The 21,227-nt window shown below is 67.0% G+C and carries 26 protein-coding genes and 1 pseudogene; 11 read left to right on the top strand and 16 right to left on the bottom strand.

The window, feature by feature from the left end; all coding sequences use genetic code 11:
- Positions 1–201: 201 nt before the first annotated feature.
- The gene (cdd, locus tag ACP7AG_RS07890; RefSeq protein WP_426030409.1) at positions 202–618 is read right to left on the bottom strand and encodes a cytidine deaminase; all 417 of its coding nucleotides are present in this window, start codon (positions 616–618) and stop codon (positions 202–204) included.
- Between the two features lie 90 nt (positions 619–708).
- Positions 709–981 (bottom strand): BolA family protein, encoded by a 273-nt coding sequence (locus ACP7AG_RS07885; RefSeq protein ID WP_426014393.1) that lies wholly within the window; start codon positions 979–981, stop codon positions 709–711.
- A gap of 60 nt (positions 982–1,041) precedes the next feature.
- Here ACP7AG_RS07885 and ACP7AG_RS07880 point away from each other — a divergent pair, with 60 nt between their 5' ends.
- Positions 1,042–1,692, top strand: coding sequence for a J domain-containing protein (locus ACP7AG_RS07880; RefSeq protein ID WP_426014391.1), 651 nt, complete (start codon positions 1,042–1,044; stop codon positions 1,690–1,692).
- A gap of 50 nt (positions 1,693–1,742) precedes the next feature.
- Here the strand turns inward: ACP7AG_RS07880 and ACP7AG_RS07875 are convergent, their stop codons facing one another.
- Positions 1,743–2,498 (bottom strand): phosphatase PAP2 family protein, encoded by a 756-nt coding sequence (locus tag ACP7AG_RS07875; RefSeq protein ID WP_426030408.1) that lies wholly within the window; start codon positions 2,496–2,498, stop codon positions 1,743–1,745.
- Positions 2,499–2,687: 189 nt separating this feature from the next.
- On the opposite strand from ACP7AG_RS07875, the gene ACP7AG_RS07870 reads away from it, so the two are divergent.
- The gene (locus tag ACP7AG_RS07870) at positions 2,688–3,104 is read left to right on the top strand and encodes an RcnB family protein (RefSeq protein ID WP_426014386.1); all 417 of its coding nucleotides are present in this window, start codon (positions 2,688–2,690) and stop codon (positions 3,102–3,104) included.
- A gap of 125 nt (positions 3,105–3,229) precedes the next feature.
- Positions 3,230–4,237 (top strand): cobaltochelatase subunit CobS, encoded by a 1,008-nt coding sequence (cobS, locus tag ACP7AG_RS07865; protein WP_426030407.1) that lies wholly within the window; start codon positions 3,230–3,232, stop codon positions 4,235–4,237.
- Between the two features lie 5 nt (positions 4,238–4,242).
- On the opposite strand, the pseudogene ACP7AG_RS07860 reads toward cobS, so the two are convergent.
- Together ACP7AG_RS07860 and ACP7AG_RS07855 are read right to left on the bottom strand one after the other, a co-directional pair.
- Positions 4,243–4,405: pseudogene (locus ACP7AG_RS07860) on the bottom strand (hypothetical protein); the annotation flags it as partial.
- 1 nt (position 4,406) lies between these two features.
- A complete protein-coding gene (locus ACP7AG_RS07855; RefSeq protein WP_426030406.1) occupies positions 4,407–5,264 on the bottom strand; it encodes an MliC family protein in 858 nt (285 codons plus the stop codon).
- A 146-nt stretch (positions 5,265–5,410) separates the two neighbouring features.
- Between ACP7AG_RS07855 and ACP7AG_RS07850 the strand changes: the two genes are divergently transcribed.
- On the top strand, positions 5,411–5,659 hold the full coding sequence (locus ACP7AG_RS07850; RefSeq protein WP_426030405.1) for a DUF2188 domain-containing protein: 249 nt from the start codon (positions 5,411–5,413) through the stop codon (positions 5,657–5,659).
- 36 nt (positions 5,660–5,695) lie between these two features.
- On the opposite strand, the gene ACP7AG_RS07845 is transcribed toward ACP7AG_RS07850, so the two are convergent.
- The gene (locus tag ACP7AG_RS07845) at positions 5,696–6,001 is read right to left on the bottom strand and encodes a hypothetical protein (protein WP_426030403.1); all 306 of its coding nucleotides are present in this window, start codon (positions 5,999–6,001) and stop codon (positions 5,696–5,698) included.
- 410 nt (positions 6,002–6,411) lie between these two features.
- Here ACP7AG_RS07845 and ychF point away from each other — a divergent pair, with 410 nt between their 5' ends.
- The 3 genes from ychF (at position 6,412) to ACP7AG_RS07830 (ending at position 8,950) form a co-directional block, all read left to right on the top strand.
- Positions 6,412–7,512, top strand: a complete 1,101-nt coding sequence (ychF, locus tag ACP7AG_RS07840; protein WP_426014377.1) for a redox-regulated ATPase YchF — start codon at positions 6,412–6,414, stop codon at positions 7,510–7,512.
- Between the two features lie 62 nt (positions 7,513–7,574).
- Entirely contained in the window at positions 7,575–8,261 is a 687-nt protein-coding gene (locus ACP7AG_RS07835) for a dienelactone hydrolase family protein (RefSeq protein WP_426030402.1), read from the top strand.
- 2 nt (positions 8,262–8,263) lie between these two features.
- Positions 8,264–8,950, top strand: coding sequence for a dienelactone hydrolase family protein (locus ACP7AG_RS07830; RefSeq protein ID WP_426030401.1), 687 nt, complete (start codon positions 8,264–8,266; stop codon positions 8,948–8,950).
- Here the strand turns inward: ACP7AG_RS07830 and ACP7AG_RS07825 are convergent.
- Complete coding sequence (locus ACP7AG_RS07825; protein ID WP_426030400.1) at positions 8,947–9,522, bottom strand: DUF1579 domain-containing protein; 576 nt, start codon at positions 9,520–9,522, stop codon at positions 8,947–8,949. The two genes, ACP7AG_RS07830 and ACP7AG_RS07825, sit on opposite strands and share 4 nt — an antisense overlap.
- A gap of 134 nt (positions 9,523–9,656) precedes the next feature.
- On the opposite strand from ACP7AG_RS07825, the gene ACP7AG_RS07820 reads away from it, so the two are divergent.
- Positions 9,657–10,463, top strand: a complete 807-nt coding sequence (locus ACP7AG_RS07820) for a hypothetical protein (protein WP_426030399.1) — start codon at positions 9,657–9,659, stop codon at positions 10,461–10,463.
- A gap of 24 nt (positions 10,464–10,487) precedes the next feature.
- Here the strand turns inward: ACP7AG_RS07820 and ACP7AG_RS07815 are convergent, their stop codons facing one another.
- Genes ACP7AG_RS07815 through petA form a run of 3 tightly spaced genes read right to left on the bottom strand, consistent with a single transcriptional unit; the run spans position 10,488 to position 13,240 of the window.
- Positions 10,488–11,357, bottom strand: coding sequence for a cytochrome c1 (locus ACP7AG_RS07815; protein ID WP_426030398.1), 870 nt, complete (start codon positions 11,355–11,357; stop codon positions 10,488–10,490).
- Positions 11,358–11,362: 5 nt separating this feature from the next.
- Complete coding sequence (locus ACP7AG_RS07810; protein WP_426030396.1) at positions 11,363–12,682, bottom strand: cytochrome b; 1,320 nt, start codon at positions 12,680–12,682, stop codon at positions 11,363–11,365.
- Between the two features lie 6 nt (positions 12,683–12,688).
- The gene (petA, locus tag ACP7AG_RS07805; protein WP_426030394.1) at positions 12,689–13,240 is read right to left on the bottom strand and encodes a ubiquinol-cytochrome c reductase iron-sulfur subunit; all 552 of its coding nucleotides are present in this window, start codon (positions 13,238–13,240) and stop codon (positions 12,689–12,691) included.
- Positions 13,241–13,443: 203 nt separating this feature from the next.
- Between petA and ACP7AG_RS07800 the strand changes: the two genes are divergently transcribed.
- Together ACP7AG_RS07800 and hemF are read left to right on the top strand one after the other, a co-directional pair.
- Positions 13,444–13,905, top strand: a complete 462-nt coding sequence (locus ACP7AG_RS07800) for a tRNA (cytidine(34)-2'-O)-methyltransferase (protein WP_426030393.1) — start codon at positions 13,444–13,446, stop codon at positions 13,903–13,905.
- Positions 13,906–14,083: 178 nt separating this feature from the next.
- Positions 14,084–14,956 (top strand): oxygen-dependent coproporphyrinogen oxidase, encoded by an 873-nt coding sequence (gene hemF, locus ACP7AG_RS07795; RefSeq protein ID WP_426030392.1) that lies wholly within the window; start codon positions 14,084–14,086, stop codon positions 14,954–14,956.
- A 35-nt stretch (positions 14,957–14,991) separates the two neighbouring features.
- Here the strand turns inward: hemF and ACP7AG_RS07790 are convergent, their stop codons facing one another.
- The 6 genes from ACP7AG_RS07790 to ACP7AG_RS07765 form a co-directional block, all read right to left on the bottom strand.
- On the bottom strand, positions 14,992–15,639 hold the full coding sequence (locus ACP7AG_RS07790) for an Isoquinoline 1-oxidoreductase subunit (protein WP_426030391.1): 648 nt from the start codon (positions 15,637–15,639) through the stop codon (positions 14,992–14,994).
- Positions 15,640–15,682: 43 nt separating this feature from the next.
- Entirely contained in the window at positions 15,683–16,387 is a 705-nt protein-coding gene (locus ACP7AG_RS07785; protein WP_426030390.1) for a type 1 glutamine amidotransferase, read from the bottom strand.
- A gap of 55 nt (positions 16,388–16,442) precedes the next feature.
- Entirely contained in the window at positions 16,443–17,696 is a 1,254-nt protein-coding gene (locus ACP7AG_RS07780; protein WP_426014356.1) for a CCA tRNA nucleotidyltransferase, read from the bottom strand.
- A 126-nt stretch (positions 17,697–17,822) separates the two neighbouring features.
- Positions 17,823–18,461 (bottom strand): CoA pyrophosphatase, encoded by a 639-nt coding sequence (locus ACP7AG_RS07775; protein WP_426014739.1) that lies wholly within the window; start codon positions 18,459–18,461, stop codon positions 17,823–17,825.
- Positions 18,462–18,463: 2 nt separating this feature from the next.
- Positions 18,464–19,051, bottom strand: coding sequence for a DUF1285 domain-containing protein (locus ACP7AG_RS07770; protein ID WP_426014737.1), 588 nt, complete (start codon positions 19,049–19,051; stop codon positions 18,464–18,466).
- An 87-nt stretch (positions 19,052–19,138) separates the two neighbouring features.
- Positions 19,139–19,657 carry a GNAT family N-acetyltransferase gene (locus ACP7AG_RS07765; protein ID WP_426030389.1) on the bottom strand — a complete coding sequence of 173 codons (519 nt, stop codon included), beginning with the start codon at positions 19,655–19,657 and terminating at the stop codon, positions 19,139–19,141.
- 254 nt (positions 19,658–19,911) lie between these two features.
- Here ACP7AG_RS07765 and ACP7AG_RS07760 point away from each other — a divergent pair, with 254 nt between their 5' ends.
- Positions 19,912–21,198 carry an MFS transporter gene (locus ACP7AG_RS07760; protein ID WP_426030388.1) on the top strand — a complete coding sequence of 429 codons (1,287 nt, stop codon included), beginning with the start codon at positions 19,912–19,914 and terminating at the stop codon, positions 21,196–21,198.
- The last annotated feature ends 29 nt before the right edge of the window (positions 21,199–21,227 follow it).

Raw genomic sequence — 21,227 nt, 5'->3', positions numbered from 1 at the left:
GATTGCCGCCCACTGCCGATCCGATAACCAGAACTCTCCAGCCATGATCCACCTCCGTTCCAAAGAGTGAATCACAGCAAGAATGCTCAATCAATACCTTGATTGGGTTTTGACCCTAGAGCATTTTTCTTCACGCGAACCGGAACCACTTCGCTCGAAAAATGCTCTAGTCCGTAGTCCGAGACGACAATTTCGTAGGACCTAATCCAGATCGCGAGGCCCGAACGAATCGGGCAACAGGCTCCAGAACGGCGTCCGGCGCGTGGTCCGGCCGTCCTGCACCGAGACGATCTCGCACGACTCGGTCGCGAATTCGGCGATGCGCTGACGGCAGGCCCCGCAGGGCTGGACCACGGCGTTTGAGCCAGAGGCGATCAGCACCGTGGCGATCCCGCGCCCGCCGGCCGTGACCATCGCCCCGATCGCCACCTGCTCGGCGCAGGTGCCCGAGGGATAGGCGGCGTTCTCGACATTGACCCCAAGATGGGCGATCCCGTCCGCGTCGATCACCGCTGCGGCGACCGTGAAGTTCGAGTATCGGGCATAGGCCTTTCCCAGCAAAGCCGGCAGGCTCGCCGCCAGGTCATCCTCAGAAATAGGAATTTCACGCGCGCTCATGCCAAGAATCTGCCTCTCCGGCAGGCCGCGCCGGGCGGAGAGGCAATCAGTCGCGGGGCTGTCGCGCAAGCCTGTTCTCGCGGGCAGGCGTCAGGCCTCTCCGGGCGCCCTGGCGACAATCGAAAGGGCGTGGACGGGCCCTGCCAATTCGTCGGCCAGGGCCTGGTGAATCAGCCGCTGGCGGATCACGCGGCCCTTGCCGGCAAAGGCTTCCGCCTCGATCACGAGGTTGAAATGGCTCTCCCCGCCTTCCCGGTGGCCGGCGTGACCGTGGTGGCGATCGCTATCGTCCACCACTTCCAGCCGCGTGGGGGCGAAAGCGGTGGTCAATTTCGCGGCGATGGTGTCTGCGACTGCGCCCATGAGCGTCTTCCTTGCATGTCAATCCTTGAACAGAAATAGCTCCGGCTTACTCTAGGCGCCATGAGCGCCGAGTTTGAATATCGCCCCAAGTTTTTTGACATCCGTGTCCGCCCGCCGAAAACGGCCGAGGAGAAGGCGCGGGAGAACGACGTCTTCGCCCTGAAACCGGGCGAAGTGCGTTGCGATCACCCCGAGTGCAGCCTGGCCGCCACCTCCAAGGCGCCCAAGTCGCGCGACATGCCGGGCGCCTATTATAATTTCTGCCTCAAGCATGCGGCCGAATATAACAAGAACTGGAACTTCTACGCCGGCATGAGCGAGGGGCAGATTCGCTCGCAGCAGGAGCTGGAGAAGATGACCGGCGGCCGACCGACCTGGTCGATGAAGGCCGACCGGGGCTCGCGCGAGGCCGCCGCCGCCGCCGCCCGCGACGCCCGCCACATCGCCGACCCCTTCGGCCTGTTCCGCGCCGAGAAGCGCAAGGCCGAGTCCGCCACCGTCAGCCGTAACCTTGGCAAGCTGGAACGCCAGGCCCTGGCTGACCTCGACCTGGAGGCCGGCGCCGACGGCCCGGCCATCCGCGCCGCCTACAAGGACCTCCTCAAGCGCTGCCACCCCGACATGAACGGCGGCGACCGCAGCGCCGAGCACAAGCTCCAACGGGTGATCAAGGCTTACAAGACCCTGCAGAAATCGGGGATGACGGGGTAAGGCAAGGCGTCTTCCCCGGAGGCCTTCGCCCAGGCTGGTCCGGCCTGAGGTCAGGAAATCGGCTCGCCCCGCTCCAGCGACCCATCCAGGCGCCGACCCACCCGCCGCTCCCAGGCCCAGGCCGCCAGCCAGCAGGTCATGGCCCAGGCCGCGCCCATGCTCCAGCCGGCCAGAACGTCGCTGGTCCAGTGGACGCCCAGATAGATCCGCGAGGTGCCCACCAGCAGGCTGACCAGCACTGCGGAGCCGATCGCCATCACCTTGACCCGACGCCTGGTCGAAAACCGCGCCGCCAGGGTGCCCAAGGTCAGGAACACCACGGCCGACAGCATGGCGTGGCCGGACGGATAGCTGGGATTGGAGGCCTCCACCGCGCGGTAGACCAGGTCCGGCCGCTCGCGCAGGAAGGCATATTTCAGCGCCTGGCTAATCTCGACCCCGCCGACCGCGCCCGTCAGCAGCACCAGCGCAGCGCTCCAGCGGCGCAGGCTGAGCAGCAGGCCCAGCGCCAGCAGCACGAACAGGCCCAGCACCGTCACCGACCCCAGGGCGGTGATGTCGGCGGCGGCGATATGCAGCCACTTGGGTCCGATCAGGATGTGGGGATCGCCAGCCCGCAAGGCCTGGAGCACGCGCAGGTCGAACACCCGCGTGTCGCCCTCGCCGACCTCTTCGGACAGGCGCAGCGCCGCCAGCATGCCCCCGGCCAGCACCAGCAGGGCCAGCACGACGCCCAATTCGCCCTTGGCGGCCTCGATCAGCCGGGCAAGGCTTCGGTGCGGTCGAAGGTCGGACAAGCGCTGCATGGGGAATCTCATGGGCAAGGGAACGCTCCAAACTCGAATCGGCGCCAGCCGAACCCGGCCAAGCCAACATGAACCAATCCTGACTAGCGCCGTTCATCCCAGGTCCAAATCACCTTCGCTAGCGTCGAAGCTGCGAAGAGGAGGTTCGGCGGTGTCGGACCGACACACACTCCAGGAAAGGACCTCACCATGAAGCGTCTGATCATTTCTACCCTGGCCGCCACCCTGCTGGCCGGCACGGCCCTGTCGGGGACCGCCATGGCCGCCGGCCAGCAACGTTACGACGACCATCGCTACGAGCAACGTCACGATGACCGTCACGATAGCCGCTACGACCGTCGCGATGACCGTCGCGATGACCGTCGCGACGAACGTCACGCCTATCGCGAGGGTCGCAAGGACGGCCGCCACGACGCCCGCCGCTGGCAGCGCGGCCAGCGCCTGGACGCCCGCTACCGCGATAACCGCTACTATGTGAGCGACTATCGCCGTCATGGCCTGCGCGCCCCGCCCCGCGGCTATCGCTGGCAGCAGGTGAACGACCGCTTCCTGCTGACGGCCGTCGCCACCGGCCTGATCGCCTCGGTGATCATCGCCAACCACTAAGACCCTCGCGGGTGCGAGCCGAGCACCCCGGATGGCCCCCGCCATCCGGGGTGCTTGCTTTTTTTTGGGCTTTGAAACCGCCTCGCCCCTTCCCCTCCCCCACGTCAAGGCGGTATCGGAAACGCATGCCCGACCTGACCGACGCCCACGCCGCCGATCCCCTGATCACCCTGGCCCCCGACAAGTGGGTCACGCTGCGCGACGCGTTCGGCGTCGACAGCGACATGAAGGTTCCGTACTTCAGCCACAAGGACAGCCACGTCCCGGAGATCGACGCCGCCTACCGGTTCGATCCTCAGACGACCAAGGCCGTCTGCGCGGGCTTCGCCCATGATCGCCGGGTGATGGTCCAGGGCTATCACGGCACCGGCAAGAGCACCCACATCGAGCAGATCGCCGCCCGGCTGAACTGGCCGCTGGTGCGGGTCAATCTCGACAGCCACGTCTCGCGCATCGATCTGGTCGGCAAGGACGCCATCGTCCTGAAGGAAGGCAAGCAGATCACCGAGTTCCGCGAGGGAATTCTGCCCTGGGCCTTGCAGCGCCCGATCGCCTTGGTGTTCGACGAATATGACGCTGGTCGCCCGGATGTGATGTTCGTCATCCAGCGCGTGCTGGAGGCCGGCGGCAAGCTGACCCTGCTCGACCAGAACCGGGTCATCCGCGCCAACCCCTATTTCCGGCTGTTTGCCACGACCAACACTATCGGTCTGGGCGACACCACGGGGCTCTATCACGGCACCCAGCAGATCAACCAGGGCCAGATGGACCGCTGGAGCATCGTCACGACGCTCAACTATCTCGACCACGACGTCGAGGCCGACATCGTTCTGGCCAAGAACCCGTCCTATGACAATCCGGACGGCAAGCGCACCCTGGCCGCCATGGTCCGCGTCGCCGACATGACCCGCAACGCCTTCATGAACGGCGACATCAGCACGGTCATGAGCCCCCGCACCGTCATCACCTGGGCCCAGAACGCCGACATCTTCGACCGCGACATCGGCCTGGCGTTCCGCCTGACCTTCCTCAACAAGTGCGATGAGCTGGAGCGCCCGACCGTGGCCGAGTTCTTCCAGCGGGCGTTCGGGACGGACCTCCCGGAGAGCGCGGCGCGGGTGAAGGTGGCGTGATCTTCTTCTCCCCTTGCGGGAGAAGGTGGCCCGCGCAGCGGGTCGGATGAGGGGTTGAAGACCAGAACCGCCGCGATCAGCCGAAAGGCCGGTCGCGGCGGTTCCGTTCGAGAGGCCCCTCATCCGTCGGCCCTTGGCCGCCACCTTCTCCCGCAAGGGGAGAAGGATTTTACTTCACCCCAGCCGGCAGCAGCGAGGCCGCGCAGTATTTGAAGCGCTGCTCGCCGGCCTTGCGGCGCAGGACGAAGTTCAGGTTGTTCTCGATCACGATCGTCTGGCGTTCGCTCGTGCGCTTGGCGGGGCCTGAGCCGGCGTCGAGACACGACTGATCCACCTCATAGGCCTTGCCGCGATGGGACAGCACCTTGGCCCGGCAGGCGCGCGTATGAGCCCCGCTGAGGCCCACACCGTCATAGCGGCGCAGAGCGGCGTTGGGCGGTGAACCGCACGAGGCGCCGGACGCCACGAAGATCCCGTGCTTGAGCGGCAGCACGCCGCCCAGGTCACGCGACGGCTGGATCAGCGACTCTGCGAGCGGCGTAGGCGCGTGCGTCACCACCGGAACCGGCGAGGGCGGGGTCACGGCGGCGATCGGCGCCGGCTCCGTCACCGCCAAAGGCGGCTGGGCCGACGGAGCGGTGACGGCCGGCGGCGAAACGACCGCGCAGTTGACACTGACCGCCGAGGCCAGGTCCTCGCCCATCGCCAGGGGCGCCACGGCGCCGCGCGCCAACCCTTGCGTCCACCACTGCAGGCTGTCGCCGACATAGCGCGCGCCACTGGCCGCGCGGGCGCTCTTCAGGATGCGCGAGCGGCCCTGATATTCGACCAGGGCCGTGTCGCGGTCGGGATAGCTGGCCCGCAACGTCTGGCCGTTGTCGCATTGATAGACCAGCACCTCGGCCCCGACCCCGCGGGTCGCCTCGGGCGCGGACCGGGCGGTCGTTGGCTCGGTCTTCGGCGAACAGGCCGCCACGGCGAGCAGGCCGGTCAGCAGCAGGGCGGCGCGCGCGGGAACAGGGATCATGGGAACTCCAGAGCTAGGCTGTAGCTTTCTAAACGCGGTGCAACGGTGAAGGTTCGGAACCCGTCGCAAGACGCCGTCCCGGAACCGTGCTCTCCTCCCCGCCGTTCCCCTGCCCCTAATCCCGCCCCAGACCACGGAGTCCGCCCATGACCGACATCACCTACACCATCGTCGAACACGACGGCGGCTGGGCCTACAAGTTGGGCGACGTGTTCTCCGAGACCTTCCCGACCCACGAGGCGGCCCTGAAAACCGCCCAACGCGTGGCCAGTGAACAACAACTCACCGACGAGAACGATACGGGCATCGTCTACGAGGACGCCAAGGGGCGGTGGCACGAGGAGCTGTCGGCCGGCGACGACCGCCCGACCACCCACGTCGTCGACAAGGCCTAGAGCATTTCCCGACCTGACTGCGTCAGCCCGTGAGCTCTAATCTTCTGTTTTGACGCATTTTTCTTCACGCGAACCGGAACCACTCCGCTCGAAAAATGCTCTGGGTTGAGAGCGCCAGCCGGATGGCGCGGTCGCGTCATCCGGCTGGCGCGCTACCACGGCCACGCAGACGCTGTCAGCCCAGACCTCGACCTTGTCGCAGCTGCGATGATCGGCCAGCAGCCGTTGGGCGTGGCGGGTCATCTCGTGGGAGTCTGCCATGACCTTCAGGTCAAGGAAAGACGCCCGCCCATCGAGACTGGAGGCGACATAGGTGTAGGTGGAAGCTAGGCCCTGACTCATCGGATACCCGGGCCGGGTCGCTCGCCCGGAATGGCGGTGAAGCGGTGAAAAGTATCTAATCACTAAAATCGGCCCGCGTCATGTTTCGACCAAATAATTTGCTCGACGCTTTATTATGTCGGAATTTTGACAGAACTTTTTAAGACGCTCAAGCTACCTCTGCGGCGTCTTCTTCCGCCGGCGCCAAATCATCACACGCCCGCCGACATACAGAGTAACACTCGCAAGCCTTGTGTTCGAGACCGGCGCGCTAGCCCACCTCGAACTGGGCGCGTCGTGGACCAGCAAGAGACACCCCTTGCCCCGACCTGACCGCTTCGCGGGGCCAAGTGGATGAAGCCTCACGCACCGAAGGGGACTTCCCCGCCGATCCGTGCTAAGCGCGCGCCAACGAAATTCACGAGAGATCCATGGCCCTTAAAGTCGCCATCGTCGGCCTGCCCAATGTCGGCAAGTCCACCCTGTTCAACGCCTTGACGCAAACCGCCCAGGCCCAGGCCGCCAACTATCCGTTCTGCACGATCGAGCCCAACACCGGCGAAGTGGCGGTGCCGGAGCCGCGCCTGGACGCCTTGGCCAAGATCGCCGGCTCCAAGGAGATCATCCCGGCCCGGATCACCTTCGTCGATATCGCCGGCCTGGTGCGCGGCGCCAGCAAGGGCGAAGGCCTCGGCAACCAGTTCCTGGCCAACATCCGCGACTGCGACGCCGTGGCCTTCGTCGCCCGCTGCTTCGAGGACGGCGACATTGTCCATGTGGAGGGCCGCATCGACCCGCTCAGCGATCTCGAGATCGTCGAGATGGAGCTGATGCTGGCCGACCTGGAGAGCCTGGAAAAGCGCGTTCCCGCCCTGGAGAAGCGCGCCAAGGTCGGCGCCGACAAGGAAAGCGCCAACACCCTGCGCCTGGCGACCATCGCCCTGGACCTGCTGCGGGCCGGCCGGCCGGCTCGCGCCGCCACGATCGACGAGGACGACCAGAAGGCCTGGCACATGCTGCAACTGCTGACCGCCCTGCCGGCCCTCTATGTCTGCAATGTCGATGAAGGTAGCGCCGACAAGGGCAATGGCTATTCCGACCTGGTGGCCACCCGCGCCGCCCAGGACAACGCCAAGTCGGTGGTGATCTCGGCCCAGATCGAAAGCGAGATCGCCCTGCTCGACGCCGATGAACGCGCCGAGTTCCTGGAGACCCTGGGCCTGGAAGAACCCGGCCTGAACCGGCTGATCCGCGAGGCCTACACCCTGCTGGACCTGCAGACCTATTTCACGGTCGGCCCCAAGGAAGCCCGCGCCTGGACCATCCATGTGGGCGATACCGGCCCCCAGGCGGCCGGCGTCATCCACACCGACTTCGAGAAGGGCTACATTCGCGCCGAGACCATCGCCTACGAGGACTTCGTCGCCTTGGGCGGCGAAAACGGCGCCAAGGAGGCCGGCAAGATGAAGGCCGAGGGCAAGGACTACATCGTCAAGGACGGCGACGTGATGCACTTTAGGTTCAACGTCTAGAACCACCAGCGGCCGGGCTCACATCCGGCCGTTTCCGTATCAACCCTTCGCTTGAGCGTCCCATGACCGACACCGTCACCTTCACCTTCACCTCAGCTCTCGACGGCTTCGCCTTCACCGCCGCCCAGGCCGCGCCGCAGGGGCCGCGCAAGGGCGGGATCGTAGTGATCCAGGAGATCTTCGGCTTGGACGAATATGTGCTGGCCGACGTGGCGCGCTGGGCCCAGCTGGGCTTCGAAGTGCTCGCGCCGTCGATCTTCGACCGCGCGGAACCCGGTTACGTTGCCGAGCATGAGCCGGCGGCCTTCCCGATCGGGATCGGCCACGTCCAGTCCATCGGCCTGGAGAAGATGCTGTCGGACATCCAGGCCTGTATCGACGACCTGGCCCCGCGCGGCCCGGTCTTCGCGGTCGGCTATTGCCTGGGTGGCTCGCTGGTCTGGCTGGCGGCGAGCAAGCTGACCGGTCTGGCGGCGGGGTCGAGCTATTACGGCAGCATGGTCGCGGCCAACGCCGCCCTACCCCTGACTTGCCCGGTGATCGTCCACCTGGGCCGCAAGGACGGCCATATCCCCGCCGACGCCGTCAAGGCGGCGGTTGAAGACGCCCATCCCGACGTGCCCATCTACATCTACGAGAACAGCGGCCACGGCTTCAACAACGACGGCCGACCCGACGCCGACCTCGACGACGCCCAGATGGCCCGGGCGCGAACCCTGGCCCTCTTCCAGGCCCACGGCGCGGCCTGAGCATGGCCGGCGGGCGCATCAGCCTGGTGACGGCCAGCGGAGAGCCCTTCGCCGCCTATCACGCTCCGCCCGGCGACGCGCGGCGCGGGGGGTTGGTGATCCTGCACGTCATCTGGGGTGTCACGCCTCATATCCGCGAGCTGTCCGACGGCCTGGCCGACCAGGGCTATGAGGTCATCGCGCCTTGCCTGCTCGACGGCCCCGAAATCCCCTTCCCCGTCGCCGATCTTGACCCACAAGCTCTCGAGGCCCGCATGGCGATGGGCGAGGCCAGCGGTTGGGGCGCTGCGACCCTGCCTCGCGTGCAGGCGGCGATCGACGCTCTCTCAGCGGCTGGCCCGGTCTTCGCCCTGGGCTTCTGCTACGGCGGCACGACCGCCTGGCTCGCGGCCAGCCGCTGCCAGGGGCTGAAAGCGGTCGCGTGCTTCTACGGCGGCGACATTGTCGCCTATGTCGAGGAGACGCCGAGGGTCCCAACCATCCTGCATTTCGGCAAGACCGACGCGCTGATCCCGCTGGCCGACGTCGCTTCGATCGAGGCCGCCCATCCCGACCTGCCGGTCTGGCTGTACGACGCCGGTCACGCCTTCGTCGCCCCGAGCGGCCACCATGCCGACAGCGCCAAGCTGGCCATGCTCCGGACGTTGCAGCTGTTCCAGCGGGTCGGTGGGGCGAAAGGCGAGGCCTAGCTCGGCGCGATCGCCCCGGCTGATGGCCATGCGCTGTCGCCGATACGCTTCAGGGTCATCTCGAAGAACGGCGTCGGCGGCTGGCCCTCGACCACGCGTTCACCAACCTCGTGCCAGACGCCGTTCTGGGCGGTGATCGTATAGCGCAGGGTCGCCGGCCCGGCAGGGATAGTCCAGACTGCGCCAGTCGGCGTCAGGGTCATGGGGAAGTCGCCGGCCTGGCCCATGGCGTAGGAGCGCATGCTGTAGCCCTTGGCGGGATCATAGGAGATCACGCCGAACGCGTTGAAGCCGGTCGTGCCGTCGGCGTTGTAGCCACGGCCCTCGACCACGTGCAACACGCCGTCCAGCAACGGACCGCTGCGTTCGGTCTGGGTGAGCTCGATCTTGCGACCGCCCGCGCCGGTGGCGACCGCCGGACCGCGCCAGACGCCGTCCATCCAGGCCAGGGCCTTCATGGCGGCCTTTTGCTCGGCGATCCGAGCGGCGGGATCGGGCGGGGTCTGGGCTTGGCCGACACCGGCGCAGGTCGTCAGGATCACGATCGGTATCAGGGCGGAAAACAGACGCACGATGGCCTCCTAGGCTTGGAATGACGAACTTGCAGATAACTCTGCATCACAGAGCTTTCTATGTCCATAGTCACATTAGGGAAGCCGAGACGTCACCTGTCGCCGGACGACAAAAGCTTGGCTAGGATCGGGTCATGCGCCACCCGATCCCCGTGCTGGTCCTGAGTCTGTTGGCGGCGAGCAGCGGTCGCGCCGTCGCCGGGACAACGGCCTGTTGGTTCGAAAACGGCGCCGTGGTCGCCCCCGCCGCGATCGGCGGGGTCAGCGGCGATTTCGTCATCGACCTGTCGGCGCCCCGCACCCTGCTGCACGAGACCGCCGCCCAGACGGCGGGCTTTTCCGACACCGCCCTGAGCCTTCCGGTGAGCGTCGCTGGCCAGCGTACCGCAGCGACGGCTGTGACAGTGCGCGACCTCGACTACCGCAGCGTCGGCTTTTCCACCCCGATCACCGGTGTCATCGGGGCCGACGTTCTTGACCGTTACCTGATGATCCTGGACTTCGCCCCGTGCCGGTTGGAGCTGCGGTCGCGCGACGCCCCGCCGCGCCCCTCCGGCCGCGGCTTGAAGGTGACGATGGTCGGCGGGACCCCGACGGTGCTGGCGGCGGCCTCCGACGGCCTGCGCGGCGTCTCTGGCCCGTTCGCCCTGGACACCGCCTCGGCCGGCGGCGTGCGGGCCCGAGGCGCGGCCGACGCGCCCCGGCAGAAGCCTGCGGGGACGCTGCGCGGACTGTCGCTGGACGGCGTGCTGCGCCAGAACGTTCCAGCCGTGGTGGCGGGCGAGCTTCCCGATGGCGTGGTCGGCGCCATCGGCGCGACGGTGCTGTCGGCCTATCGCCTGATCTTCGATCCCAAGGCGTCGCGCCTTTGGCTTAACCCGGCGCTTGCCGCGCCCCAGACCATCCAAGAAAAAGGGCCCGGCGTTTCCGCCGGGCCCTGAATTCCTCGAAAGCCTTGGTCGCGATCAGTGCGACTCGTTCTTCCAGACCTTACGGTAGCTGGCATAGAGCAGGCCCGAGAACAGCAGCAGATAGATCATCACGGCAAAGCCGGTCTGCTTGCGCTCGTCCAGCTTTGGCTCGGCGGCCCACATCAAGAAGGCCGAGACGTCCTTGGCTTCCTGGTCGAGGGTGGCCGGCGTGCCATCGTCGAAGGTGACCTGGTTGGCCTTCAGCGGCGGGGCCATGGCGATGAAGCCGCCCGGCGGCACATGCTCGTGGCTGCCCGACCAATAGGAGGTCAGGTCGCCCGCCATGTACTTGTTGTAGTGCTGGTTGTCGCCGATCTTCAGGCCGGCCGGCGGCGCCGCATAGCCGGTCAGGATCGAATAGATGTGGTTGGGGCCTTCTTCACGAGCCTTGGCCAGCAGCGACATGTCCGGCGGCAGCGCGCCGCCGTTGCTGGCGCGGGCCGCGGCCTCGTTGGCGAAGGGCGAGACGAAGTGGTCGGCCGGGGTGGCTGGACGCTTGATGGCATCGCCGGTCTCGGAGTCGATGTCGGCGACCTCGTACTCCTTGGCGATCGCCTTGACCTTGGGGTTGTCGTTCGAGGTCTTGCCGTGTTTGGCCGAGTATTTCTCGTCGTAGAACGGGCCACCCTTGTCGCCGAGGTTACGGAAGCTGACCAGGCTCATCGCGTGGCAGGCCGAGCAGACCTCGCGATACACCTTGTAGCCGCGTTGCAGCTGGGCCTGGTCGAACTTGCCCAGCGGGCCGTCGAAGGACCACTTGACCTCCTTGGCCGGCAGCGCGTGACCGCTGGCCAGGGCGGGGCCCGCGAGGCCGGCCGTCAGGAGACCCGCGACCGCTGCGATGACGGAAAGTTTGCGCAGCATCGAAGTCAGCCCTTCATTTCAGGCGCGGCGGTCGCTGCGGCCGGAATAGTGGCCGGATGCGACAGGGCGGGGGAGGCGATGGAATCCGGCACCGGCAAGGTCTTTTCGAACAAGCCGAGCAGGGGGAGGATCGCCAGGAAGAAAGCGAAATAATAGGACGCCGCCAGACGCGACAGCCAGACAAAGCTGTTCAGGTCGGCGTCCACCAGGTTGAATGTCGTCAGGCCCGGGATGACCGGCTCCGACGGCAGCTTGGCGCCGCAGAGGCCCAGGATGCAGCACGCCACCACGAAGATGAAGAAGTGGATCCTGGCGGTCGGCCGGTAGCGCATCGAGCGCACCTTGGAGGTGTCCAGCCAGGGCAGGGCGAACAGACAGGCGATGGCGCCGAACATGGCCAGCACGCCGAACAGCTTGTCGGGAACGGCGCGCAGGATCGCGTAGAACGGCAGGAAATACCATTCCGGAACGATGTGGGCGGGCGTCACCAGCGGGTTGGCCGGGATGTAGTTGTCGGCGTGTCCCAGGGCGTTGGGCATGTAGAAGACGAAGAAGGCGAAGAGGAGCAGGAACAGGCTCATCGCGAAGCCGTCCTTCACCGTCGCGTACGGCGTGAAGGGCAGGACATCGGCCTTCGACTTGGGATCGACGCCGGTCGGGTTGTTCTGGCCCACCACGTGCAAGGCCCAGACGTGCAGGATCACCACGCCGGCGATCATGAAGGGCAGCAGGTAGTGCAGCGAGAAGAAGCGGTTCAGGGTCGGGCTGTCGACGGCGAAACCGCCCCACAGCCAGGTGGTGATCGCCGGACCGACCAGCGGCAGGGCGCCGAACAGGTTGGTGATCACGACGGCGCCGTGGAAGCTCATCTGGCCCCAGGGCAGCACGTAGCCCATGAAGGCCGTGGCCATCATCAGCAGATAGATCACGCAGCCCAGGATCCACAGCACTTCGCGGGGGGCTTTGTACGACCCGTAATAGAGGCCGCGCAGCATGTGGATATAGACGGCGATGAAGAACATCGACGCCCCGTTGGCGTGCATGTAGCGGATCAGCCAGCCGTAGTTCACGTCGCGCATGATGTGCTCGACGGAGGCGAAGGCGTGGTCCGCGCCGGGGTTGTAGTGCATCGCCAGGATGATGCCGCTGATCAACTGGGACGCCAGGCACAGCGAGAGAATGCCGCCGAACGTGTACCAGTAGTTGAGGTTTCGCGGCGTTGGGTAGTCGACGAAGCTGTCGTAGCCCAGGCGCACGATCGGCAGACGGGCGTCGAGCCAGCGCTCGATACCGGTCTTGGGTTCGTAGGTCGAATGTCCGCTCATCGTCTCTTAGCCGATCTTGACCTTGGTGTCGGATAGGAAGGTGTAGTCCGGAACCGCGAGGTTCTTCGGAGCAGGACCCTGACGGATGCGACCCGATGTGTCGTACACCGAGCCGTGGCACGGGCAGAACCAGCCGCCGTAAGCGCCGCCGCCGAAGGTCGGAACGCAACCCAGATGGGTGCAGCTGCCGATCAGGACCAGCCAGTTGGCCTTGCCGGGCTTGACCCGGTCGGCGTCGGTCTGGGGGTCCTTCAACGACGCTTGGTCGTCCTTGACCGCCGCGGCGATCTCGGCCGCCGTGCGGTTACGGACGAACAGGGGCTTGCCCCGCCACTTCACCGTCACCTGCTGACCGACCGCGACCTTGCTCAGATCGAATTCGATCGAAGCCAGGGCCAGGGTGTCGGCCGACGGGTTCATCTGGTCGATGAACGGTATGGCGAGCGAGGCCGCGCCGCCGGCGGCGACCGCGATCGTCGCGATGTAAATGAAATCCCGGCGGCTGGGGTCTTCCCCATGCGCCGGATCAGTCTTTGCGCCCACGGCGGTGTCGGCCACCCAAGTCACCCTTCGATGCCGCCGCGCCGCCAAAACGGCCCGGCCTGGAGAAACGCCTGTCGGCGCGTACTATCTAGACCCGCGAGCGGGTCTTCGCCACAAATGGCAAAAGCGGATCGTCCTATCGGACGCGCGGACGAAGTCCGCAAGCCCTTTCGATTCGCCGCAAATGTCACTGCTAGCTCTATGGTGGTTCGCTTAGAATGCGGCTCGCGCTTTTTCAACCCGGCATTCCTCAGAACGTCGGCGCGGCGATCAGATTGGGCGCCTGCCTCGGCGTGGGCCTGGACGTCATCGAACCGTGCAGTTTCCCGTTGGACGACAAGAGCTTGAGGCGCGCGGCCCTCGACTATGGTCCGCTGACCCACATGATGCGTCACGCATCGTGGGCGGCCTTCATGGCTGCGTCGGAACGTCGCAAGGGCCGGCTGCTGCTGTTCACGACGAAGGCGACCGCGCCCTTCCACAAGTTCACCTTTCAGGCAGGCGATACCCTGTTGTTTGGCAATGAGAGCCACGGCGCGCCGCCGGAGGTGCATGACGCGGCCTTCGCGCGGCTGACGATTCCCTTGCGGCCCGAGGCCCGGTCGATGAACCTGGCGACGGCGGCGGCCATGGCCCTGGGCGAGGCGCTGCGGCAGACCGGCGGGTTCGCGGGGGACTAGGGCATTTCCCGACCTGACTGCGTCAGGCCGTGAGCTCTGATCTTTTGTTTTGACGCATTTTTCTTCACGCGAACCGGAACCACTTCGCTCGAAAAATTCTCTAGCGGCCGGCTAGGCACAAGCCCTTACGCGGGCCGCCGGATTTGCGCGGGCCGGCGGAAACCCTTAAGCCGCCGCCATGACCGACACGCTCGACCTCGACCGCAAGAAAGCCACCGCCCGCGCCTGGTTCGAAAGCCTGCGCGACCAGATCTGCGCCGCGTTCGAGCGGCTCGAGGACGAGGCCCCCGCCGGGTTCTATCCCGGCGACGCCGGCCGCTTCGTCCGCAAGCCGTGGGACCGCGAGGCCGGCGGCGGTGGGGTGATGTCGATGATGCACGGGCGCCTGTTCGAGAAGGTCGGGGTGCATGTCTCTACAGTGCACGGCGTTTTCACCCCGGAAATGGCGAAAAACATGCCCGGCGCCGAGGAGGACCCGCGCTTCTTCGCCACCGGCGTCAGCCTGATCGCCCACATGCGCAGCCCGCGCGTGCCGGCCGTCCACATGAACACCCGCTTCATCGCCACCAGCAAAAGCTGGTTCGGCGGCGGCGGCGACCTGACGCCCCTGCTCGACTACCAGCGGCAACAGGACTTCCCCGACGCCATCGACTTCCACGCCGCCTATCAGCGCGCCTGCGACGCCCACGACCCGACCTGGCACGCCAAGTACAAGGCCTGGTGCGACGAATACTTCTTTCTGCCCCACCGCAACGAACCGCGCGGGATCGGCGGCATCTTCTACGACCACCACGACAGCGGCGACTGGTCCAAGGACTTCGCCTTCACCCAGGACGTCGGCAAGGCGTTCCTGGGGATCTATCCTGAGCTGGTCCGCCGCCGGATGGGCGAGGCCTGGACGGCGCAGGAGCGCGAGCAGCAACTGGTGCAGCGCGGCCGCTATGTCGAGTTCAACCTGCTCTACGACCGCGGCACGATGTTCGGACTAAAGACCGGCGGCAATGTGGAGTCGATCCTCAGCTCCATGCCGCCCGAGGTGAAGTGGCCGTGACAGGGTCCTTCTCCCTTTGCGGGAGAGGGGTCAGGTCACGCCGCCGGGCACTTCGCCCCGGTACCGATCCAGGCCTGCACCAGTTCGCCGAACCTCGCCTGCGTGCCCGGCGCCGGAACCCGGCCCGCGCCTGGGTTCCAGGCCCAGCCGACCAGGTGGTCGTTGGCCATGTGGTCGTGCAGTTGCGCCAAGCCCCGGCCGCCATTGCGCGACGGGTCCCTGATCTGGGCGCAGATCGCGCCGAGCGACTTGCCCTGCCAGGCCATCTCGACCGGCGCCAGGGCCCATTTCGGATCGCCGGGGATCGACTTGACGTCCTGGCCCCAGGTCGGAACGTTGGCGGGACCGTGGCATGCGCTGCAGGGCATGCCGACCGGGCCGTGGCCCGCCTGACCGGCGACCATGGGCGGATTGTGCGGATGCCGGTCATCGCCCTGGGTTGGGGCGCGCTGGACCGGGTGGCAGTTCATGCAGCGCGGGCTGTTGATCACCTTGCCGGCCTCGGTGAACAGGGCGACCGAACGGGCGGCGGGATCCTGGATCGACACGAACTCGGCGGGGCTCTTCAGGGTCTCGGCCGGGAGCGGCGTCGGCGTAGCGGGCGCGGCGGCCCACACCGTGGAGAGCAGGGCGCCGCCGGTCAGGGCGCAACCAACAACAAGCAGGGCTGTGACGGCGCGCATGATCTGATCTCCCCCGTTTCATCGGGAACGGTCAAGCTAAGGCTTAGGTTGCCTGCGACAGGAAAGATTCGATCCAGTCGGCCATCCGCGCGCGGTCGTTATAGCCTTGCAGGGACGCGATCGCCGCGTCGGCCTCGGCGTCGGTATAGCGGCTGCCGCGACGGGCCTCGATCAGGGCGATGGCATAGGCGGGGTCGAACTCTGGGTGAAACTGCATCGAGATAGCGGGACGATCCTCATAGACCAAAATCCCGGCCGGGGTGAAGGCGCTGCCAGCCACGACACGGGCCGTCGGCGGGATCTCGACCACCTGATCCTGATGCGACGCCGACACGGCGACGCGGGCCGGGTCTTGTTCCAAGTCCATCCAGGGCAAGGCCTCGGTCACCTCGTAGGCGTGCAGGCCGACGCCCCAGCCCTTGTCCGACTTCACGACCCTGCCGCCGAACGCCTCGGCCATGATCTGGTGGCCGAAACACACCCCGACCAGCGGCCGGGCCTGGGCCTTGATCAGGAAAGCCTTCAGCGGCGCGATCCAGGGCAGATCGTCATAGACCCCGGCCGCTGAACCGGTGACGATATAGGCGTCGCACTCATCCGGATCGGCCGGCAGTTCACCGGCCTGGACATCATAGGTGACGTAGTCGTGGCCAGGACCCAGCAGGTCCTGGAACATGCCGCCATAGCGCCCGAACTCAGGCTGCAGCGCCTCGGGCGGTTCGCCGGTTTCGAGCAGGCCGATCTTCATGGGCGAGTCTCCAGGACGCTTCAGTCGATATACAACCGTGAAGGACGTAAGGTCTCTAAAACACCATCCCCTGCGCGACGGCCTTCAGCCGCTCGATGGCCGAAAACTTGTCCTCGATGAAGTCCTGGTCGATCCACCAGATTTCGACCTCGCGCATCACCTCACCGACCATCGGGCCCTTGGGCACACCAGACTTCAGGATCTCCTCGCCGGTCAGCGGAAAGGCCGGCGGCGTCCAGGTCTCGCCCAACGCCAACAGGCCGCGCCATTGCGGCGTGGTGGCGGTGCGGCCGGCCCCGGCCCAGGCCAGCTTGACCCGGTCGCTGAAGGTCTTGACGCCCAGGGCATAGACCGCCCGACGCGTCTCGCGCGGGCCCATCCAAGAGACGATGCGCGGAGACGTGCCGACCGCCTCGATCAGCCGCTCCTTCAGGCTGTTGGACAGCCGCAGCCGCTCGGCCATCTGGGCGGCGATCTTGGGGTCGTCGGGAATCAGGGCGGCCAGGCGCAGCTCGGGGTCGTTCTCGAACAGTTGCTCGGTCTCGATGGTCATCAGCCCCTCGAAACGGGCCAGCGACTTCACGAAAGGCAGGATCGACGACAGCACGCTGGTCGCCGCCATCAGTCGCAGGGCCGAGCGCGGATCTTCGGCCGCCAGCAGCTTCAGCAGCTCCTTCTGGGTGCGCTCGGCGGCGCGGCCCTCGACCATGCCCTTCAGCGCCTTGCAGGCGGCCAGGGCCTTCTGGTCGGCGTCGCCCTTGCCATACCAGGCGTGGAAGCGGAAGAACCGCAAGATGCGCAGATAGTCCTCGCGGATCCGGGTCATCGGGTCGCCCACGAACACCACCCGCCCTTCGAGCGCGTCGTTCACGCCCTCGCCGGTCGGATCATAGAGCCGGCCGTTCAGGTCGGCATAGAGGGCGTTGAAGCGGAAATCGCGGCGCTCGGCGTCTTGGTCCCAGTCCTGGGTGAAAGACACGACCGCCCTGCGGCCGTCGGTCGAGACATCGCGGCGCAGGGTGGTGATCTCATAGGGCCGACCCTTGGAAATCGCCGTTACCGTGCCATGGTCGACGCCGGTGGGGATGACCTTCAGGCCGGCCTCCTGCAGGGCCTCGATCACCAGGTCCGGGGTCAGGGTGGTGGCGATGTCGATGTCGTCGATGGGCTTGCCCATCAAGGTGTTGCGCACGCAGCCGCCAACGAAACGCGCGCAGCCGGGAAAGCCGCGAGCCTCCAGCGCCGCGATCACCGCCTGGGTCTCCGGCAGCGCCATCCACGGCGGCACGCCTATCGATTCTGTACTCACGCCACTTCCCCAGGTGCACAAAACGCCCCCGCCCAGCGGGGTCCGGCATTTCAAACGATTATTTCAAACCGGCAAGCCCCGGACATCGATCAAGCTGTTGATCGATGCCGCACCAAGAGCACCCGCTCAGCCGACGGGGTCTTCGCCATGCAGCCGCTCGTAGAGCGCGCGCAGCATGCCGGCGGTCGCTCCCCAGATGAAACGCTCATTCCACGGCATCGCATAGAAGAATCGGCGCTCGCCGTCCGGCAGGTCGCGATGCTGACGTTGATGGTTCTGAGAGTCCATCAGGAAGGCGAACGGCGTCTCGAACACATCGGCCACCTCGTCGGGACTGGCGACGAAGGTGGCGGCGGGATCGATGAAGCCGACCACCGGCGTGACGTGGAAGCCCGTCACCGTGCGGTAGCCGTGCAGCAGACCCGCCAGGGTAACGCAGGACGGGTCTAGGTTCACCTCTTCCTGGGCCTCGCGCAGGGCGGTCTCCCACGGCGTCTCGCCTGGATCGCAACGGCCCCCGGGAAAGGCGATCTGGCCGGTGTGGCTTCGCAGAGTATCGGACCGGCGGGTCAGCAGGACGGTCATCCCCGCCTCACGCTCGACCAGCCCCACCAGCACGGCGGCGGGGCGCAGGGCGTGGGGATTGTCGGGCCGCATGCCGGGATTGAGATCGTAGTCCGAACGCGCGGCGTCGAGGCTGGGATCGTAGCCGTCGATCGGGTCCAACTTGCTGGCGATCCAGGCGCGCCGCGCGTCCCTGGACAGGGTCATCCTCGGTGCGCCCCGGCCGGGGCCATTGGGAACCAGGCGCCGTTTGAGGTCACACCCAGGCGCGGCCCCTCCGGCGTGTCGCGCTCCGCAGCCAGTTCGACCAGCTCATAGAACACAGGCCGCGCGATCAGAGCCTCCAGGCCGCGCCGCACGTGGACATAGGGCCGCGGCTCGCCAGTGGCCGTATCGGTCTCGACGCGGATGGCGTTGTCGGGGCCGGCCTCGACCAGGTCACCGACATTGGTCTCGAAGCGCAGCACGCCGTTTTCAGCATCGACCCGCGTGGCCATGAACGGCGCGTCCTCGACCTGGATCTTCAGCTTCTCGACAGGGGTGACCAAGTGATAGCCGTCGGGATCCAGCCGCAGCACGGTCGAGAACAGCCGCACCAGAGCCTCGCGGCCGATCGGCGACCCCTCGTGAAACCAGACGCCGTCCTTGCGGATGCGGATGTCGATCTCGCCGCAATGCTCAGGATGCCACAGATGCACAGGCGGCAGGCCGCGCTCGCCCGCGCGCCCCTTCGCCGCCTGGGCGGCGGCGGTGACGCCTGCGAGGCCAGAGGGGGTGGGATCGACAGTCATGGGCTTCAGGTAGGGCATGCGGCGCCCACACTCAAGCACGAGCGCACGATATGGCGACAGGCGCATGCGCCTGTCGCCAGCCGTAACTCAAGCGACGCGGATAGGTCCCACCAAGCCCGAATCTCCGCCCTCGACCAAGGCCTTCACCAGCACCCGGCGCTGATCGGCCGGCCCCGGCATGGTCACCCTCGCCGCCGGTCCTGCCGAAAAGCCGATCCGCGCGAAATAGGGGGCGTCGCCGACCAGCAGCACCGCGCGCCAGCCGGCTCGCGCGGCGGCGGCGCAGGCGGCTTCGACGAGGGCCTGACCCAGGCCGTGGCTGCGCGCGGTGGCGTCCACCGCCAGCGGGCCGAGGAAGGCGACGGGCTTGTCGCCCACCATGACCGGCCAGAGGCGCACGCTGCCGATCACCCGACCTTCGTCCAAGGCCACGAAGGAACAGTCGTCCAGCTTGCGATTGCCCTCGCGTAGGCGCTCCGACGACTTGGCGAAGCGGCCGGGTCCGAAGGCGCGATCGACCAGCACCTCGACGGCGCGGGCGTGCTCGGGCAGCTCGTTGAGAAGGCTGGGATAGGGCGACGAAGGCGCGACGGCGGAAGACGACATGGGCGCTAAACGATCCAGAACACGAAAAGGGGCATAGCCCCGGATCGTGACGCGGCCGAGACGGTCGCATCCGGGGGGCTCAGACGCGGACTCCGGTCCGCGCGGCGCGGGTTCTTCGCTGGCGTCGCATGACGCGCCCCTCCATCAGGAGGGCGCGAAATACGGCCTAGGGCGCGCTGGGTCAAATAATTCAACGGCCGCATAAGAGAAACGCGATTGCGGCGACGCGGGCCTGAGGACATGGTCCGCCCCCGATGACCGACCTCCCCCCCGACGCAGATTCCATCCCGTCCGCCCTCGAGGCGCCGGAAACCTCGATGCGCGCGCTGCTCAAGCAGAGCGACTTCGTGTTCTTCTGGGGCGCGCGGTTCACCGCCACCCTCGCGGTGCAGATCCAGGGGGTGACAATCGGCTGGCAGGTCTACACCCTGGCCCGCGAGACCGGACACAATGAGGGCCAGGGGGCCTTCTTGCTGGGCATGGTAGGCCTGGCCCAGTTCATCCCGCTGTTCTTTCTAGCGCTGACCGCCGGAGAGACCGCCGACCGCCATGATCGCAAGATGATCATGACTGCGGCCATCGGCGTCGACATCGTCTGCGCCGCAGCCCTGGGCTTCCTGGCCTGGTCGGGACACACGACGCTGTGGCCGATCTTCGCCATCGCCGTGCTGTTCGGCGCCGGCCGCGCCTTCTTGTCCCCGGCGTCCAGCGCCATGGGGCCGATGCTGGTGCCGCGCCCGCTGTTGCCGCGCGCCATCGCCTGGAACTCGTTGTCCTGGCAGAGCGCCTCGATCATTGGCCCGGCCTTGGGCGGCCTGCTATGCGCCATCTCGGCGGCCACGGCGTTCGGGGCTTCGGTCGTGCTGTTCCTGCTGGGCGGCCTGCTGCTGCTGGGCATCAAGGCCAAGACCAAGCCCGTGACCCAGCCGGGCTCGCGCTGGGCGCTGATCAAGGAAGGCCTGGTCTATACCTGGCGCAACAAGATCGTCTTCGGCTCGATCTCGCTGGATTTGTTCGCGGTATTGCTCGGCGGGGCCACGGCCCTGCTGCCGGTGTTCGCCCGTGATGTGCTGCATGTGGGGGCCGAGGGCTTTGGCGTGCTGCGCGCCGCCCCCGCCGTGGGCGCGACGCTGGTGGCGGTGATCCTGGCCAGCCACACGATCCGCCGCCGAGCGGGCCTGCTGATGTTTGGCGCCGTGGCGGTGTTCGGCGCCGCGACCGTGGTCTTCGGGCTATCGAAATATGTCTGGCTGTCGGTCGGCGCCCTGACGGTGCTGGGCGCGGCCGACATGGTCTCGGTCTATATCCGCCAGACCCTGGTGCAACTGGTCACCCCAGATCCGATGCGCGGCAGGGTCGCCGCCGTCTCGGGCCTGTTCATCAGCGCCTCCAACGAACTGGGCGAGTTCGAGAGCGGCGTCGCGGCGCGGTTCCTGGGCCCGGTCGGCGCGGCGGTGTTCGGCGGCGTCGGGGCCCTGATCGTCACGGGCGCGTGGGCCAAGATGTTCCCGGAACTGCGCAAGGCGGACCGGCTGGATTAGGCTGTGCGAGGAACGGGGACAGGCACATG

Source organism: Caulobacter sp. DWP3-1-3b2, from assembly GCF_049896325.1.
In the GTDB taxonomy this organism is placed as follows: Bacteria; Pseudomonadota; Alphaproteobacteria; order Caulobacterales; family Caulobacteraceae; genus Caulobacter.
The sequence above is the reverse complement of the archived record's forward strand: the minus strand, read 5'-3'. Positions and strand labels throughout refer to the sequence as shown.

Coding starts and splice junctions, on each gene's coding strand:
- cdd (WP_426030409.1), bottom strand. CDS start 618: ATGAGCGCGCGTGAAATTCCTATTTCTGAGGATGACCTGGCGGCGAGC.
- ACP7AG_RS07885 (WP_426014393.1), bottom strand. CDS start 981: ATGGGCGCAGTCGCAGACACCATCGCCGCGAAATTGACCACCGCTTTC.
- ACP7AG_RS07880 (WP_426014391.1), top strand. CDS start 1,042: ATGAGCGCCGAGTTTGAATATCGCCCCAAGTTTTTTGACATCCGTGTC.
- ACP7AG_RS07875 (WP_426030408.1), bottom strand. CDS start 2,498: ATGCAGCGCTTGTCCGACCTTCGACCGCACCGAAGCCTTGCCCGGCTG.
- ACP7AG_RS07870 (WP_426014386.1), top strand. CDS start 2,688: ATGAAGCGTCTGATCATTTCTACCCTGGCCGCCACCCTGCTGGCCGGC.
- cobS (WP_426030407.1), top strand. CDS start 3,230: ATGCCCGACCTGACCGACGCCCACGCCGCCGATCCCCTGATCACCCTG.
- ACP7AG_RS07855 (WP_426030406.1), bottom strand. CDS start 5,264: ATGATCCCTGTTCCCGCGCGCGCCGCCCTGCTGCTGACCGGCCTGCTC.
- ACP7AG_RS07850 (WP_426030405.1), top strand. CDS start 5,411: ATGACCGACATCACCTACACCATCGTCGAACACGACGGCGGCTGGGCC.
- ACP7AG_RS07845 (WP_426030403.1), bottom strand. CDS start 6,001: ATGAGTCAGGGCCTAGCTTCCACCTACACCTATGTCGCCTCCAGTCTC.
- ychF (WP_426014377.1), top strand. CDS start 6,412: ATGGCCCTTAAAGTCGCCATCGTCGGCCTGCCCAATGTCGGCAAGTCC.
- ACP7AG_RS07835 (WP_426030402.1), top strand. CDS start 7,575: ATGACCGACACCGTCACCTTCACCTTCACCTCAGCTCTCGACGGCTTC.
- ACP7AG_RS07830 (WP_426030401.1), top strand. CDS start 8,264: ATGGCCGGCGGGCGCATCAGCCTGGTGACGGCCAGCGGAGAGCCCTTC.
- ACP7AG_RS07820 (WP_426030399.1), top strand. CDS start 9,657: ATGCGCCACCCGATCCCCGTGCTGGTCCTGAGTCTGTTGGCGGCGAGC.
- ACP7AG_RS07815 (WP_426030398.1), bottom strand. CDS start 11,357: ATGCTGCGCAAACTTTCCGTCATCGCAGCGGTCGCGGGTCTCCTGACG.
- ACP7AG_RS07810 (WP_426030396.1), bottom strand. CDS start 12,682: ATGAGCGGACATTCGACCTACGAACCCAAGACCGGTATCGAGCGCTGG.
- ACP7AG_RS07800 (WP_426030393.1), top strand. CDS start 13,444: ATGCGGCTCGCGCTTTTTCAACCCGGCATTCCTCAGAACGTCGGCGCG.
- hemF (WP_426030392.1), top strand. CDS start 14,084: ATGACCGACACGCTCGACCTCGACCGCAAGAAAGCCACCGCCCGCGCC.
- ACP7AG_RS07790 (WP_426030391.1), bottom strand. CDS start 15,639: ATGCGCGCCGTCACAGCCCTGCTTGTTGTTGGTTGCGCCCTGACCGGC.
- ACP7AG_RS07785 (WP_426030390.1), bottom strand. CDS start 16,387: ATGAAGATCGGCCTGCTCGAAACCGGCGAACCGCCCGAGGCGCTGCAG.
- ACP7AG_RS07770 (WP_426014737.1), bottom strand. CDS start 19,051: ATGACTGTCGATCCCACCCCCTCTGGCCTCGCAGGCGTCACCGCCGCC.
- ACP7AG_RS07765 (WP_426030389.1), bottom strand. CDS start 19,657: ATGTCGTCTTCCGCCGTCGCGCCTTCGTCGCCCTATCCCAGCCTTCTC.
- ACP7AG_RS07760 (WP_426030388.1), top strand. CDS start 19,912: ATGACCGACCTCCCCCCCGACGCAGATTCCATCCCGTCCGCCCTCGAG.